Raw genomic sequence first — 13512 nt, 5'->3', positions numbered from 1 at the left:
GTTACCGGTGAGTAACATTCTTGTGCGGCTGCGTGAATCGCTACCCAGTCTTGTGGCCCGCCGCCGCAGGACCCCTTCGAGGAGGACGAACCACACTCATGACGAACATCGTGGTCCTGATCAAACAGGTCCCAGACACCTGGTCGGAGCGCAAGCTCAGCGATGGCGACTTCACGCTGGACCGTGAGGCTGCCGACGCCGTGCTCGATGAGATCAACGAGCGGGCCGTCGAAGAGGCGTTGCAGATCCGCGAGGCCGAAGGCGCCGAAGGCACCGTCACGGTGCTGACCGCCGGCCCGGAGCGGGCCACCGAGGCGATCCGCAAGGCGCTGTCGATGGGTGCTGACAAGGCCGTGCACATCCTCGACGACGGCATGAAGGGTTCCGACGTCGTCCAGACCGGTTGGGCGCTGGCGCGTGCGCTGGGTGCCATTGAGGGCACCGAGCTGGTCATCGCCGGCAACGAGTCGACCGATGGTGTCGGCGGCGCGGTTCCGGCGATCATCGCCGAGTACCTGGGCCTGCCCCAGCTGACCCACCTGCGCAAGCTGACCGTCGCGGACGGCAAGGTCACCGGCGAGCGTGAGACCGACGAGGGTCTGTTCACCCTGGAGGCCTCGCTTCCGGCCGTGGTCAGCGTCACCGAGAAGATCAACGAGCCGCGCTTCCCGTCCTTCAAGGGCATCATGGCCGCCAAGAAGAAGGAAGTCACCGTGCTCACCCTGGCCGAGATCGGCGTCGAGGCCGACGAGGTCGGTCTGGCCAACGCCGGCTGCAAGGTGACCGCTTCGATCCCGAAGCCGCCCAAGACCGCCGGTGAGAAGGTGACCGACGAGGGCGACGGCGGCACCAAGATCGCCGAGTACCTGGTCGGCCAGAAAATCATCTAAGCGATCCCCGGACCCAGAAGACGGAAGAAACAGACATGGCTGAAGTACTTGTGCTCGTGGAGCACGCTGATGGAGCGCTGAAGAAGGTCAGCTCCGAACTGATCACCGCCGCGCGTGAGCTCGGCGAACCGTCCGCGGTCGTCGTCGGTGCCCCCGGCACCGCCGCTCCGCTGGTGGACGGGCTGAAAGAGGCCGGCGCCGCCAAGATTTACGTCGCGGAGTCCGACGTCGCGGACAGCTACCTGCTGACCCCGGTCGTCGACGTGCTGGCCGGGCTGGCCGAGTCGGCGGCCCCGGCCGCTGTGCTGATCGCGGCGAACGCCGACGGCAAAGAGGTCGCCGGACGGCTGGCGGCCCGGATCGGTTCGGCGCTGCTGGTCGACGTGGTCGAGGTCAAGGCCGGCGCGAAGGTGCTCCACTCGATCTTCGGTGGTGCCTACACCGTCGAGGCCGAGCCCACCGGCGACACTCCGATCATCACCGTGCGGGCGGGCGCAGTTGAGCCCGCTCCGGCCGCGGGTGCTGGTGAGCAGGTCACCGTCGAGGTGCCCGCCGCCGCCGAGAACGCCACCAAGATCACCTCGCGTCAGCCGGCCGTGGCCGGTGACCGCCCGGAGCTCACCGAGGCCCCCATCGTGGTGGCCGGCGGTCGTGGCGTCGGCAGTGCGGAGAGCTTCTCGGTGGTCGAGGAGCTGGCCGACTCGCTCGGCGCCGCTGTTGGCGCTTCGCGTGCCGCGGTGGACTCGGGCTACTACCCGGGTCAGTTCCAGATCGGCCAGACCGGCAAGACGGTGTCGCCGCAGCTGTACATCGCGCTGGGCATCTCCGGCGCGATCCAGCACCGGGCCGGCATGCAGACGTCCAAGACCATCGTGGTGGTCAACAAGGACGAGGAAGCGCCGATCTTCGAGATCGCCGACTACGGCATCGTCGGGGACCTGTTCAAGGTCGCCCCGCAGCTGACCGAGGCGGTCAAGGCTCGCAAGGGCTAATTTCGTCCGTGTGAGCAGACGTCAGAACCCCCGCACGCCTAGCGTGTCGGGGGTTTTGACGTCTTTGCGGGGCCGCGACGCCGAATGCGAGGTATCGTCGCCTCCCTCATCGCCGACGGTGAGGTGCGGGCCCCCGAAGGCCTGATCCAGGCGATCGCCGGCGCCGAGGTGGCCGCCGAAGTGGCCCGTGCCGCTCAAGGCGTGCCCGCTGACGGGATCGTCAATATCGGTGGACCCGAGAAGCTCACCTTCGCCGAACTGGCCGCCCTGGTGTTGGCCGACCGTGGCGAGACCCTGCCGATCACCGTGGATCCGTCGGCGCTCTACTTCGGCACCCAGATCGGTCGCACCGGCTTGGTCACCGGCGACGACGCGACCCTGGCCCCCACCCGTCTGGTCGATTGGCAGGCGGCGGCGCGATGAACGACCTGGCGGGCCAGACCGCACTGGTGACCGGCGGGACCGCGGGCATCGGGCTGGAATCCGCGCGGCTGCTGGCACGCCATGGCGCCGAGGTGATCATCACCGGCCGTTCGAGGGAGCGTGGCGCCGCCGCCGTCGCCGAACTCGGCGGTGCGGTGCGATTCGTGGCCGCCGACCTCGCCGACCTCGATTCTGTGGGCTCTCTGGTGAGGCAGTGCGGCGACGCCGTGGACATCGTGGTGAACAACGCCGCCGGCTTCCCCGGTGCACTGACGGTGGAACAGGACGTGGCGTCGTTCACCTCGACGTTCGACACCAACGTGCGCGGTGCCTATTTCCTGGTCGCCGGGCTGGTGCCGGGCATGTTGCGCCGTGTGCGGGGCAGCATCGTCAACGTCACCAGCATGGTCGCGCACAAAGGTGTCCCCGGCGCGTCGACTTACAGCGCCTCCAAAGCCGCGTTGGAATCCCTGACGCGCACCTGGGCCGCTGAGTTCGGCCCACACGGGGTTCGGGTCAACAGCGTGGCCCCGGGCCCGACCGCCACCGAGGGCGTCGTCGCACAGTGGGGCGACGTCAATGACGAACTGGGCCAGGCGCTTCCGCTCCGGCGGACCGCACGCGCCGCCGAGATCGCCGAAGCCGTGCTCTTCCTCGCTTCGCCGCGGGCCAGCTTCATCACCGGCTCGACACTGCATGCCGATGGCGGCGGAGCCGCAGCCTGAGCCGGTCCGGCCTGCGCTGAGATTGCATCCAGGGCCGCAACGCGGCGTGAATCGACGACCCTGGATGCAATCTCAGCGCCAGATGTTGCAGCACAAGTCGTCACCAAGCGTGCACCGACAAGTCATACGGTGCTTGCCTGGTCGCCGCTTGGCTACGCGACCGTGTCTGAGTGTGAGCACTGGTTCTGTTCTCATCGCCCCCGAGCCCGCCACCGACTCTCCCGCCTCGTCCGGGACCGACAACCCCCGCTACTCGCTACTGCTGTCCACCGACCCGGCCACGATCGAAGCCGCGCAGCGGTTGCGGTACCAGGTCTTCAGTACCGAGCCGGGGTTCTGCCTCACCGACACCGGCGGCCGCCCAGGCATCGACGCCGACCGATTCGACGAGTACTGCGACCATCTGATGGTGCGTGATGACGCCACCGGCGAACTGGTCGGCTGCTACCGGATGCTGCCCCCGACGGGCGCCATCGCTGCCGGAGGTCTTTACAGTGCAAGCGAATTCGACGTCACCGCACTGGATCCGTTGCGGCCCTCGCTGGTGGAAATGGGGCGCGCAGTGGTTCGGCCCGGACACCGCAACGGCGCCGTTGTGCTGTTGATGTGGGCCGGGATCCTGGCCTATCTGGACCGCTACCAGTACGACTACATCACCGGCTGTGTCTCGGTGCCGGTGCGCGGCGAGGGTGCCCCGGGCAGCCAGATCCGCGGGGTCCGCGACTTCGTGCGCCGACGGCACGCCTCGGACTACCGAGTGACGCCGTATCGGCCGGTGGAGGTCGACGGTCGCAGCCTCGACGACATCGCGTCGCCGGCACGCCCCACCATGCCGCCGCTGCTGCGCGGCTACCTGCGGCTGGGTGCCCGAGTCTGCGGTGACCCCGCCCACGATCCGGACTTCGGGGTGGGGGACTTCCCGGCCCTGCTGCGCCGCAGCGAGGCCGACACCCGCTACCTGCGGCGACTGCGATCGGTCTCCGCGGCATCGGCGGTGTCGGGGACCGCGCAAGCCGGCGACGCCACGATGCCGGCGTGAACCCCAGGGCGGTGGGTGCCTGGACGCCCCAGGCGGTCTGTACGCCCAGCTGCGTGCGCAGCGGCGGCGACCGGCCGTTCCCGGGTGTGGTTGGGCTGCGGCTTGCGCTGGTGATGCTGGTGGCACCGCTGCTGCCGCTGCTGGCGGCGCCGATCCCTGGGCGGGTGCGGCTACAGCGCGGTTGTTGCCGACTGGTGTTGCGCGTGTTCGGGGTGCGGGTGACCGCGACCGGCGGGCCGGTCCGCAACCTGCGCGGCATGTTGGTGGTCAGCCCGCACGTCTCCTGGCTGGACGTGTTCGTGATCGGCGCGATTTCGCCGGGCACATTTGTTGCGCGCGCCGACCTGATCAGCTGGCCCGGTATCGGAACGCTGGCCCGGATGATGCGAATCATTCCCATCGAGCGGGACAGTCTGCGGCGGTTGCCGGCCGTGGTGGACACCGTCGCGGACCGGTTGCGGGCCGGCCGCACCGTCGTGGCGTTTCCGGAAGGCACCACCTGGTGTGGGCGTGCCCGCGGACGGTTCTACCCGGCGATGTTCCAGGCTGCCGTAGATGCGGCTCGGCCGGTACAGCCGCTGCAACTGAGCTACCACCACCACGACGGTGCTGTGTCGACCGTGCCGGCCTTCGTCGGCGACGACACCCTGCTCGCCTCGATGCGTCGCCTGATCACGACGCGACGAACGGTCGCGCTGGTCCACGTCGCGGCACTTCAACTGCCAGGAACCGATCGGCGCGAGCTGGCCGCCCGCTGCCAGGCGGCGGCGGGATCACGGGCGCAGCGGCGCCGGCGGACGCGTGTGGCCTGTTGAGCTGCGCGGCCGCCCGCCGCTGCGCCGGGCGCTCGGCAGCTGCCCGGTATCCTGGGCAGGTCATGGTCTATCTGGATCACGCTGCCACCACCCCGATGCACCCGCTAGCCATCGAGGCGATGGCGGCTGTGCTGGGCACAGTGGGAAACGCGTCCTCCCTGCACGCGGCCGGCCGCGCCGCCCGCCGCCGGATGGAGGAGTCCCGGGAGTCGATCGCCGCGCAGCTCGGTGCACGCCCCTCGGAAGTGGTGTTCACCGCGGGCGGCACCGACGGCGACAACCTGGCGGTCAAGGGCATCTACTGGGCCCGCCGCGACGCCGACGCCCGGCGCCGTCGGATCATCACCACCGAGGTTGAGCACCACGCGGTCCTGGATTCGGTGGGCTGGCTTGCCGAACACGAGGGTGCCGAGATCACCTGGCTGCCCACTGACGCCGAGGGGTCAGTGTCACCGGATGCGCTGCGTGCGGAATTGGACGGCGGCCGGGCCGAGGACGTTGCCCTGGTGACGGCGATGTGGGCCAACAATGAAGTCGGCACGGTGTTGCCGGTCACCGAACTGGCCGCGATCGCCGGTGAGTTCGGGGTACCGGTGCACTCCGATGCCGTACAGGCCGTCGGGCAGCTACCGGTCGATTTCGGTGACAGCGGACTGTCAGCGTTGAGCCTGACCGCCCACAAATTCGGTGGGCCCTGCGGGACCGGCGCACTGCTGATTCGTCGCGATGTGGCCTGTGTTCCGCTCACACACGGTGGGGGACAGGAGCGCGACATCCGTTCGGGCACTCCCGATGTCGCCGGCTCGGTCGGGATGGCCACGGCGCTGAGCATTGCCGTGGGTTCGTTGGCGGAGACCTCCGCGCGCGTTGCGGCGCTGCGCGATCGGCTCGTCGAGGGCGTGCTGGCCGGCATCGAAGACACTCGCCTCAACGGGTCACTTACCCAGCGGTTGCCGGGTAATGCGCACTTCACCTTCGCCGGCTGCGAGGGCGATTCCCTGCTGATGTTGTTGGACGCCAACGGTATCGAGTGCTCCACCGGATCGGCGTGCACCGCCGGTGTGCCGCAACCCTCACACGTGCTGACTGCCATGGGTGCTGACCCGGTGGCCGCCCGCGGCTCGCTGCGCGTGTCGTTGGGCCACACCAGCGTGGACAGTGACGTGGACGCGGTGCTGTCGGTACTTCCCGGCGCGGTGGAACGGGCCCGCCACGCAATGCTGGCCGCCGCGGGGGTGTTGCGATGAAGGTGGTCGCCGCGATGAGCGGCGGAGTGGATTCCTCGGTGGCTGCGGCCCGCATGGTTGACGCCGGGCATGACGTGGTCGGCGTGCATCTGGCACTGTCGCGCAACCCAGGCACCTTGCGGACCGGTTCGCGGGGCTGTTGCTCGCGGGAGGACTCCGACGACGCCCGCCGGGTCGCCGACGTACTGGGCATCCCGTTCTACGTGTGGGACTTCTCCGAGCAGTTCAAGGACGAGGTGATCGACGACTTCGTCGAGTCCTACGCACGTGGCGAGACCCCCAACCCCTGCATGCGGTGCAACGAGAAGATCAAGTTCTCCGCGCTGGCTGCCCGGGCTCTCGCGCTCGGCTTCGACATGGTGGCCACCGGTCATTACGCTCGGCTCACCGATGGTCGGCTGCGTCGCGCGGTGGACGCCGGCAAGGACCAGTCCTACGTGCTCGCGGTGTTGTCCGCCGAACAGCTTCGTCACGCCGCGTTCCCGATCGGGGACACCCCCAAGCCGCAGATCCGTGCCGAAGCCGCCGAACGCGGCCTGGCGGTGGCGAGCAAGCCCGACAGTCACGACATCTGCTTCATTCCGACCGGCGACACGCGCACCTTCCTCGGTGGCCATATCGGAGTACGGCCCGGAGCTGTGGTGGACGGCAGCGGGTCGGTGTTGGCGCAGCACGACGGCGTGCACGGTTTCACCATCGGGCAACGCAAAGGCCTCGGCATCGCCGGACCCGGCCCGGATGGTCAGCCGCGTTATGTCACCGGTATCGATGCCGCGACCGGCACGGTCACGGTCGGGTCGGCCACCGACTTGAACGTGGTCGAGCTGATCGGGCGGTCACCGGTGTTCACCGCCGGGCAGCCGTGGTCTGGCCCAGTCGAGTGCGAGGTACAGGTGCGCGCCCATGGTGAGACTGTCGGGGCGGTCGCCGAATTGGTCGGCGAGGAGTTGCGGGTGCAACTGCGTGAGCCGTTGCGCGGCGTGGCCCGCGGACAGACCCTGGCCTGCTACCGCCCGGACGCGCACGGCGACGAGGTGATCGCCAGCGCGACCATCGGAGACACGGCCTAGCCGACCCGTCTCACAGCAGTCCCGGATAGCTGCCGCCGTCCAGGCGCAGACTGACTCCGGAGATGTAGCCGGCGTGCGCGCTGCACAGGAACGCGCACGCGGCACCCACTTCGGCGGGCTCCCCGAGGCGACCGGCGGCGATCGACGCCGCTTGGCGTTGCCGGGCAGCCTCCACACTGATCCCCAGAGCTGCAGCCTCCAACGTCGCCAGCTGTTGCTGACGGCCGGAGTCGATCCGCTCCGGCATCAGCTGGTTGATCGTCACGTTGTCGGAAACCGTCTGGCGCTGCAGACCCTTCATCACCGAAGTCAGACCTGTACGTGCACCTGAGGACGCGGCCATCAGCGGGTTGGGGGTGGCCACCATCGCCGAGGTGATGTTGACGATCCGACCGAACCGCCGCTCGCGCATGCCGCCGATCACGGCCCGGACCAGAGCGATCGGCGCAAAGAAATGCCCTTCCAGGGCATGGGTCAGTGCCGCGTCGTCGATATCGAGCAGCGAACCCGGTTGCGGCCCTGCGTTGTTAGTTACCAGGATGTCCGGATTGGGACAGACGTCGAGCAGCTCAGCGCGACCCGTCGCCGTAGCCAGGTCCGCGACCACCGCCCGGACAGCGACGTCGGGATGGGCGCCGGACAGGTCGGCCACAGTGGCCTGCAGCGACACACGGTCGCGGCCGTTGATCACCACGTTGACCCCTTCGGCGGCAAGGGCTTGGGCGCAGGCGCGCCCCAGACCCCTACTGGAGGCTCCCACTACTGCCCAGCGGCCGGCGATACCTAGATCCATGAGAGTGCCCTTCCGTGGGTGTTCGGCACGGTCGACGTCATTGCGGACCATCGAGTGACTGGGGGCTTCCGGTGTGGCGACAGACCAGCTCCGCGCCGTAGTCGTTGCCGTTGGGTGTGCGCACCACGGTGTGGACGTGGAAGCGTTCGGGCTCACTGTTACTCAAGAAGACGCCCGCGTGATGATCGAACTCGATCAGGATGACCGGACTTTGGATCCGGTAGTAGAACGGGGAGCTGTCGTCGGTGCCACCTATCCAGCAGAACCAGGTCTGGTCGAGATAGTCACGAACGCTGGCCAGCCGGGCGCTGCGCGGCCCGTCGGGCTGGTAGCGCAGGAAGACCTCGACCAGTTCCAGCGTGGCTTCGCGGAGAGGCTCCGGGCAGGACGCCAGGTTCAGGCCTTCATAGGGAATTTCGCGGTTGTCCTGGAACATGCCGGCCAGATGAAGCTCGTCAGCGGGGTGCACCCGGCCCGCAGGCATCGTGGGATCGCGCTTGGCGTGGTACAGAATCGCCTGCGCGGCAAGCTCGGAGGGCAGTGATCGCACCAGGTTCAGCCCGCCTAGTTGGTGTTCGGTGAACAGCACGGTACCGGCGTGGGCGCCGGTGTCGATCTCATTGGGCTCGGCGCCGAGGAAGATCGGGGTGAACACCTGCTGGTCGCCGATGAACAGGCAGTTGAGGCACAGGTGGTGACCGTAGAGGTTCCAGCCCCATGGTTCGTCGGCCGAAGGGGTGCCGAAGATATTGATGTTGTAGCTGTTTTCGTTGAGCAGCCGGGGAAGCTGGACCAACTCGCCGAGAAAGCCGTTGGTGGCCATGATGCTGCGAATCAGGTCGTAACCCTCCGCGCTGACGCTGGCCCGGATCAGCTCGTGGGCACGAGCCCGAACGGTTTCATCGTGCTCTTCGAGGCGTAGCCCGAACCGGTTCACGTAGAACTCCGGATTCATCCACGCCCGCCACACCTTGCTGTTGACCGGGTGTACCAGCTGTCGGCGGTCGGTCTCGGAGACGGCCTCGATCAACGCGTTGGCGGCGGTGAGGGCGGCGCCGGTGGGGGCGTCCTCGTGGCCCCCCACCGGGTAGAGGTCGTCGCGGCGGCTGCCGTCGTTGGTGATACCGGTGAAAGTGCCGGACTCGAACAGGTGCTTCCACCACTTGAGGGCATCGCCGAGCAGCGGCGCATGACACATGGCGTCGGAGTAGCCGGCGGCGTCGTAGTGGTCGAGACCGGCCAGCCGCGGGTGATTGGGCGGGTAGAGATACCGACGGAAGCCCTCCGGAGGCGGATCGCGATGCGTCGAATCGTCGGATGCGGGGCCGTCCAGCAGCACGTCGATTGCCGGTTCGAAGCTTGCCAGCTCCGCAGGCTGGGCAGCGACGGCCAGGATATGGCCGTCGGGGCGAATCAGCAGCGCTGCCGTATCGGTGAGCTCTACCGCTTTGATCCAGTCGGCGACGTCGGGTGCGTCACGGTCAAGGCGCACCACCTTGATCGGGTAGCGGGAGTTGATCGCCGGTGCAGTGGTCGCGTCGAGGAGCAACACAGTGAAGGCCCCGGGATCCACCAGATCGAGGACCGCTGTGCGGGCTCCGCCTGCGTCGAGCCAGCCGTGCGGCAATCTCCGCCCGGCGATCGCGCGGGGCTGGAAATCGGTGACGTCGGCGACCTCGGGCTCGCCCGGGTCATAGGAGAAGCCCAGCTGGAGTGCCACCGAGTCGAAGTGGGGGCGTTGACGCTCGATCACCTCCGCGATGACTTCGGCGTTTGCCGGATCGGCCGTGAAAGCCGCGGCCTTGACGTCGTCCTGGGCGACCGGGTTGAAGATGTCGAGCGCCCGGATCGCCCCGAGATTGGTCAGGCTCTGGTCGGCGTTGCGCCGCGCCACCCGCTGCCGTTCGGCCTGGTAGGTATTCAGCAGCGACGACGGTGCCCAGCCGTCTGAGACGGCGGCCAGCTTCCAAGCAAGGTTGTGGACGTCTTGAAGTCCGGTGTTGAGGCCGAGGCCTCCGGTAGGCGGGAATCGGTGTGCCGCGTCGCCGGCCAGAAAGATGTTGCCGATCCGATATTGCTGCGCGACTTCTGCGTTGAGCGTCCACGGGGTCGAGGCGATGACCTCAACGGCTACGTGTTCGGCACCGGGCCCCAGGGCCGCCCGGATATGTCCGAGCGCCAGTTCCGGGGTGAAGCCGGACATATCGACTCGCCCCGGCGGCAACGCGACGTTGTAGGTCCACAACCCTTCGGGTTGGTAGGCCAACAGGGTGCCTTTCAGCGACGGGGCCAGTACCCAGTTCAGCACTCCGGGACGGGTACGCACCACCTCGGTCAGGTCGGCGGCGAAGGTCATCGACACCGCGGAGGCGATGTTGGCAACCCCCGACATCGGCACACCCAGTTCGGCGCGGACCGTGCTGCCTGCGCCGTCGCAGGCCACCAGGAACTGCGAGGTCACCCGATAGCACTCGCCGGGGCCGCGCACGGTGCTGGTGACCTCATCGCGATCCTGCTGGGCCGAGACCCACTCGTGGCCGCGGCGCAGATCGATCAGCGGTTCGGCGGCAGCGCGATCGAACAAAACGGCCTCCAGGTCTGGCTGCGGGATGTTCAACGTCCCCGTAGCGGCCAGGTCGCCGATGCCGTCGCCTTGTCTTTCGTAGGGCAGCGACCCGAAGCACACCCCGCTCAAGGTGGTCACAAATCGGACCTCACTGGTCAACTCCGCAGGCGCGGCGATATCACGCAGCGCGCCGACATCCACGGAGAGCTCGCGCAGGATCTCGATGGTGCGGGGGTTGACTGCGTGCGCTCGCGGCAGTGTGCGGGGCTGCTCGTCACGCTCGAGTACCACGGTCGAGACGCCGCGGCGGGCCAGTAGCAGGGCGAGGGTCACGCCGACGATCCCGCCGCCGGCCACAACGACCGGAACGCCTTCCTGAGTATCTGTGGCAGCCATCTGAGGTCCTTTCGCTGTGACGACACCTCCACCGTAGCTAGTATTGAGAATGATCTCAATAGTTATTGACAAGGATCTCAGCAAAGGTCACGGAAACCACCGGTGCCAGCTGGCGTCGTTGATAACCTGCAGAGCGGGGCGATCCTGGACGTCGCCGCAGTGAAGGAGTAGATGTGCCCAGCCCTGCTGGCGAGGCGAAGAAGCGGGCCCGCCTCAGTCCCGATCAACGGCGTGATCACCTGATCCGAACCGCGATCGCCATGTTCGCCGAGGACGGCGTGGCAGCCACCTCCGTGCTACGCCTCACTCAGGCCGCCGGAGTCTCCAACGGCATCTTCTATCACTACTTTTCCAACAAGCAGGAGCTCGAGGAAGCCGTTGCTGCGGTGGTACTCGGCGATCACGTGGCGCGCCTGGCCGAGGTCCAGCGCACCGGAAGCTATTCAGCCCGAATCGCCATAGGTGCGGTCGGGACCATGCGGGCGATCGCAGCCAACCGGGAACTCGGCGCGATCATGACGCAGTATCTGGAGCAGCACCACGACGCAGCACGGCGTTCTTCGGTTCAGATCGACGATGACGTCCGTGCCGGTGTCCACGCCGGTGAGTTCGACATCATCAGTCCGCGTCACCTGGTGGTGGACATCCTGGTCGCCGTACTCGCCGTGGGTGCCCGAGAGGTCCTGGCCGGGGCGGACCCCGATGACACCGGCGAGGCGATCGCGGTGGCGCATCTGCGTTTGCTCGGTGTTGCCCGCCGGCGCGCCGACGGCATCGCCGCACGGGCCCGTGCCATGTCCGCGTAGCCACATGGCTAGACGGTCAGGCGTGACGTCTAGTCAGGTATCGCCGCGGCCATGTTCGTCACCACCAGGTCGGCATCGGGCTCGGAAAAGCCGCAGTAGGTGACCTCCAGGAGGACTACCGACTTGGCTCGGTACGAGCGGCCGCAGGCGCCGGCGCGGGTATGGAGGGACTCGTCGTCGGAGGCCCACTCGGTGACCAACCCCGGCCCGGCCGAGGTGTCGGCGCATTTGCCGACGGCGGCCTCCAGCGTTGTGAGTGCATGGTGGGAGGCGTCGGCATCGGGGTAGACGGCGGCCCCCTCGGAGATCATCGCGGCCTGAGGCGGGTATTGGTAGGTGGTCTTGTGGAAAAGTGTTGCAGCCGAGCCGAATACCGCGGTATCAGCGAAGATGAAGCGGCACGGCGGGGGGACGGTGGCAGCAAGGTCGTCGACGTCTGTGGGCGAGGCTGAATCCATGGTGGGGATGATCGTCAACTGCTCATCGGCGCCGAGGATGGCCCGCATCCGCGCTGTGCCGAGCATGATCCGGCCGAGCTGCACGCCCCCGTCGGATATGGGCAGTGCCACCGGCGGCAGTGCCGTTCCGCTGACCACACGGCTGCAGCTCGCCACGGCCGCCATCGCCGCCCAGACCGGCACCAGTCCCCACTTCCTCACGCACCGAAGGCTAGCCCCGCTGTGCCGAGGGCAATGTCACTTCAATACGGTTGCCCGGTGAGTGCTTTCGCCACCGGGACCGGACTCGGGTCGTGGCCGGGCACCTCGGCGCGTGCGGCGGCCGAGGTGGTGGTCGGTGAGCTGGGCGGGAGCCTGGCCCATCTGGCCGAGTTGCCGGGTCGCGGCGTGGGCGCAGACATGATCGGCCGGACCGGCGCACTGCTGGTCGACATCGCCGTCGACACCGCCCCGCGTGGGTATCGGTTGGTGGCCCGCCCCGGCGCGGTGAGTCGCCGCGCCGCGAGCCTGCTCGGCGAGGACATCGACGCCTTGGAAGAGGCGTGGGAAGTCGCTGGACTACGCGGGAGCTCGCACCCGGTCAAAGTGCAGGCGGCTGGGCCGTTGACCCTGGCTGCGCAGGTGGAACTGGCCAATGGGCACCGGGCGATTACTGATCCTGGTGCGGTGCGTGACCTGGCCGCGTCACTGGCCGAAGGGCTCAAGACGCACCGGGCCGAGCTGTCCCGTCGACTGGACACGCCGGTGGTGGTGCAGCTCGATGAGCCGTCCCTTGCCGCGGCGGTCGCCGGCCGACTGGCTGGAGTTACCGCCTTCAGTCCAGTGGCCGCCATCGATGAGTTGGTGGCCACCGCGCTGCTCGACACCTGCTTCGAAACGATCGGCGGCGAGGTGCTGGTGCACACCTGCGCAACGGATCTTCCGTGGAACGTGTTGCAGCGCAGTGTTATCACGGCGCTGTCGTTGGACTGCACCGCGTTGGCGCCCGGCGATTACGACCAGCTCGGCGCATTCGTCGACTCCGGCCGCACCGTGGTGGTGGGACTCGTTCCTGCGCTCGCCCCGGCGCGGGTCCTCGCCGTGGAAGAGCTGGCGGCCTCGGTGGCGGCGATCACCGACCGGATCGGATTTTCCCGCGCGGTCCTGGCCGAGCGCGTTGGTATCAGCCCGACCTGCGGATTGGCCGGGGCCAGTGCGGTGTGGGCCCGCACCGCGGTCGGTCTGGTCCGCAAAGTCGGCGAGGCGCTGGTCAACGACCCCGAGGCGCTATAGCTGCAGCGGCAGGTCTGCAC

General features: G+C 68.2%; 13 protein-coding genes. 10 read left to right on the top strand and 3 right to left on the bottom strand.

The window, feature by feature from the left end; all coding sequences use genetic code 11:
- Nucleotides 1-98: 98 nt before the first annotated feature.
- From G6N09_RS02225 to mnmA, 8 genes are all read left to right on the top strand, one after another.
- Nucleotides 99-890, top strand: a complete 792-nt coding sequence (locus G6N09_RS02225) for an electron transfer flavoprotein subunit beta/FixA family protein (RefSeq protein ID WP_083024361.1) — start codon at nt 99-101, stop codon at nt 888-890.
- Between the two features lie 35 nt (nt 891-925).
- Nucleotides 926-1882 (top strand): electron transfer flavoprotein subunit alpha/FixB family protein, encoded by a 957-nt coding sequence (locus G6N09_RS02220; RefSeq protein ID WP_083024358.1) that lies wholly within the window; start codon nt 926-928, stop codon nt 1880-1882.
- An 84-nt stretch (nt 1883-1966) separates the two neighbouring features.
- Nucleotides 1967-2305 (top strand): hypothetical protein, encoded by a 339-nt coding sequence (locus G6N09_RS02215; protein ID WP_234806952.1) that lies wholly within the window; start codon nt 1967-1969, stop codon nt 2303-2305.
- Nucleotides 2302-3030 (top strand): SDR family NAD(P)-dependent oxidoreductase, encoded by a 729-nt coding sequence (locus tag G6N09_RS02210; protein WP_083024356.1) that lies wholly within the window; start codon nt 2302-2304, stop codon nt 3028-3030. Before G6N09_RS02215 ends, G6N09_RS02210 begins: the two co-directional genes overlap by 4 nt.
- Nucleotides 3031-3202: 172 nt before the next feature.
- Entirely contained in the window at nt 3203-4069 is an 867-nt protein-coding gene (locus G6N09_RS02205; protein WP_083024353.1) for a GNAT family N-acetyltransferase, read from the top strand.
- Entirely contained in the window at nt 4066-4884 is an 819-nt protein-coding gene (locus G6N09_RS02200; protein ID WP_083024350.1) for a lysophospholipid acyltransferase family protein, read from the top strand. The genes G6N09_RS02205 and G6N09_RS02200 overlap by 4 nt, the downstream gene beginning before the upstream one ends.
- Before the next feature lie 62 nt (nt 4885-4946).
- Nucleotides 4947-6131 (top strand): cysteine desulfurase family protein, encoded by a 1185-nt coding sequence (locus G6N09_RS02195; RefSeq protein WP_083024347.1) that lies wholly within the window; start codon nt 4947-4949, stop codon nt 6129-6131.
- Nucleotides 6128-7201 (top strand): tRNA 2-thiouridine(34) synthase MnmA, encoded by a 1074-nt coding sequence (mnmA, locus tag G6N09_RS02190; protein WP_083024345.1) that lies wholly within the window; start codon nt 6128-6130, stop codon nt 7199-7201. The genes G6N09_RS02195 and mnmA overlap by 4 nt, the downstream gene beginning before the upstream one ends.
- 10 nt (nt 7202-7211) lie before the next feature.
- Here the strand turns inward: mnmA and G6N09_RS02185 are convergent, their stop codons facing one another.
- Together G6N09_RS02185 and G6N09_RS02180 are read right to left on the bottom strand one after the other, a co-directional pair.
- Nucleotides 7212-7994, bottom strand: a complete 783-nt coding sequence (locus G6N09_RS02185) for an SDR family oxidoreductase (RefSeq protein WP_083024558.1) — start codon at nt 7992-7994, stop codon at nt 7212-7214.
- 37 nt (nt 7995-8031) lie between these two features.
- Nucleotides 8032-10956 (bottom strand): DUF3500 domain-containing protein, encoded by a 2925-nt coding sequence (locus G6N09_RS02180; protein ID WP_083024342.1) that lies wholly within the window; start codon nt 10954-10956, stop codon nt 8032-8034.
- A 173-nt stretch (nt 10957-11129) separates the two neighbouring features.
- Here G6N09_RS02180 and G6N09_RS02175 point away from each other — a divergent pair, with 173 nt between their 5' ends.
- On the top strand, nt 11130-11762 hold the full coding sequence (locus tag G6N09_RS02175) for a TetR/AcrR family transcriptional regulator (protein WP_083024339.1): 633 nt from the start codon (nt 11130-11132) through the stop codon (nt 11760-11762).
- 29 nt (nt 11763-11791) lie between these two features.
- On the opposite strand, the gene G6N09_RS02170 is transcribed toward G6N09_RS02175, so the two are convergent.
- Complete coding sequence (locus tag G6N09_RS02170) at nt 11792-12421, bottom strand: sensor domain-containing protein (protein WP_407662634.1); 630 nt, start codon at nt 12419-12421, stop codon at nt 11792-11794.
- 57 nt (nt 12422-12478) lie between these two features.
- Between G6N09_RS02170 and G6N09_RS02165 the strand changes: the two genes are divergently transcribed.
- Nucleotides 12479-13492 carry a methionine synthase gene (locus G6N09_RS02165; protein ID WP_083024337.1) on the top strand — a complete coding sequence of 338 codons (1014 nt, stop codon included), beginning with the start codon at nt 12479-12481 and terminating at the stop codon, nt 13490-13492.
- The last annotated feature ends 20 nt before the right edge of the window (nt 13493-13512 follow it).

The sequence above is a fragment of the Mycolicibacter minnesotensis genome (genome assembly GCF_010731755.1).
Lineage (GTDB): Bacteria > Actinomycetota > Actinomycetes > Mycobacteriales > Mycobacteriaceae > Mycobacterium > Mycobacterium minnesotense.
This window is presented reverse-complemented; position numbering and strand designations above follow the sequence as displayed.

Bases quoted from the DNA above. Each gene is read 5' to 3' on its own strand.
- G6N09_RS02225 (WP_083024361.1), top strand. From the start codon at position 99: ATGACGAACATCGTGGTCCTGATCAAACAGGTCCCAGACACCTGGTCG.
- G6N09_RS02220 (WP_083024358.1), top strand. From the start codon at position 926: ATGGCTGAAGTACTTGTGCTCGTGGAGCACGCTGATGGAGCGCTGAAG.
- G6N09_RS02215 (WP_234806952.1), top strand. From the start codon at position 1,967: ATGCGAGGTATCGTCGCCTCCCTCATCGCCGACGGTGAGGTGCGGGCC.
- G6N09_RS02210 (WP_083024356.1), top strand. From the start codon at position 2,302: ATGAACGACCTGGCGGGCCAGACCGCACTGGTGACCGGCGGGACCGCG.
- G6N09_RS02195 (WP_083024347.1), top strand. From the start codon at position 4,947: ATGGTCTATCTGGATCACGCTGCCACCACCCCGATGCACCCGCTAGCC.
- mnmA (WP_083024345.1), top strand. From the start codon at position 6,128: ATGAAGGTGGTCGCCGCGATGAGCGGCGGAGTGGATTCCTCGGTGGCT.
- G6N09_RS02185 (WP_083024558.1), bottom strand. From the start codon at position 7,994: ATGGATCTAGGTATCGCCGGCCGCTGGGCAGTAGTGGGAGCCTCCAGT.
- G6N09_RS02180 (WP_083024342.1), bottom strand. From the start codon at position 10,956: ATGGCTGCCACAGATACTCAGGAAGGCGTTCCGGTCGTTGTGGCCGGC.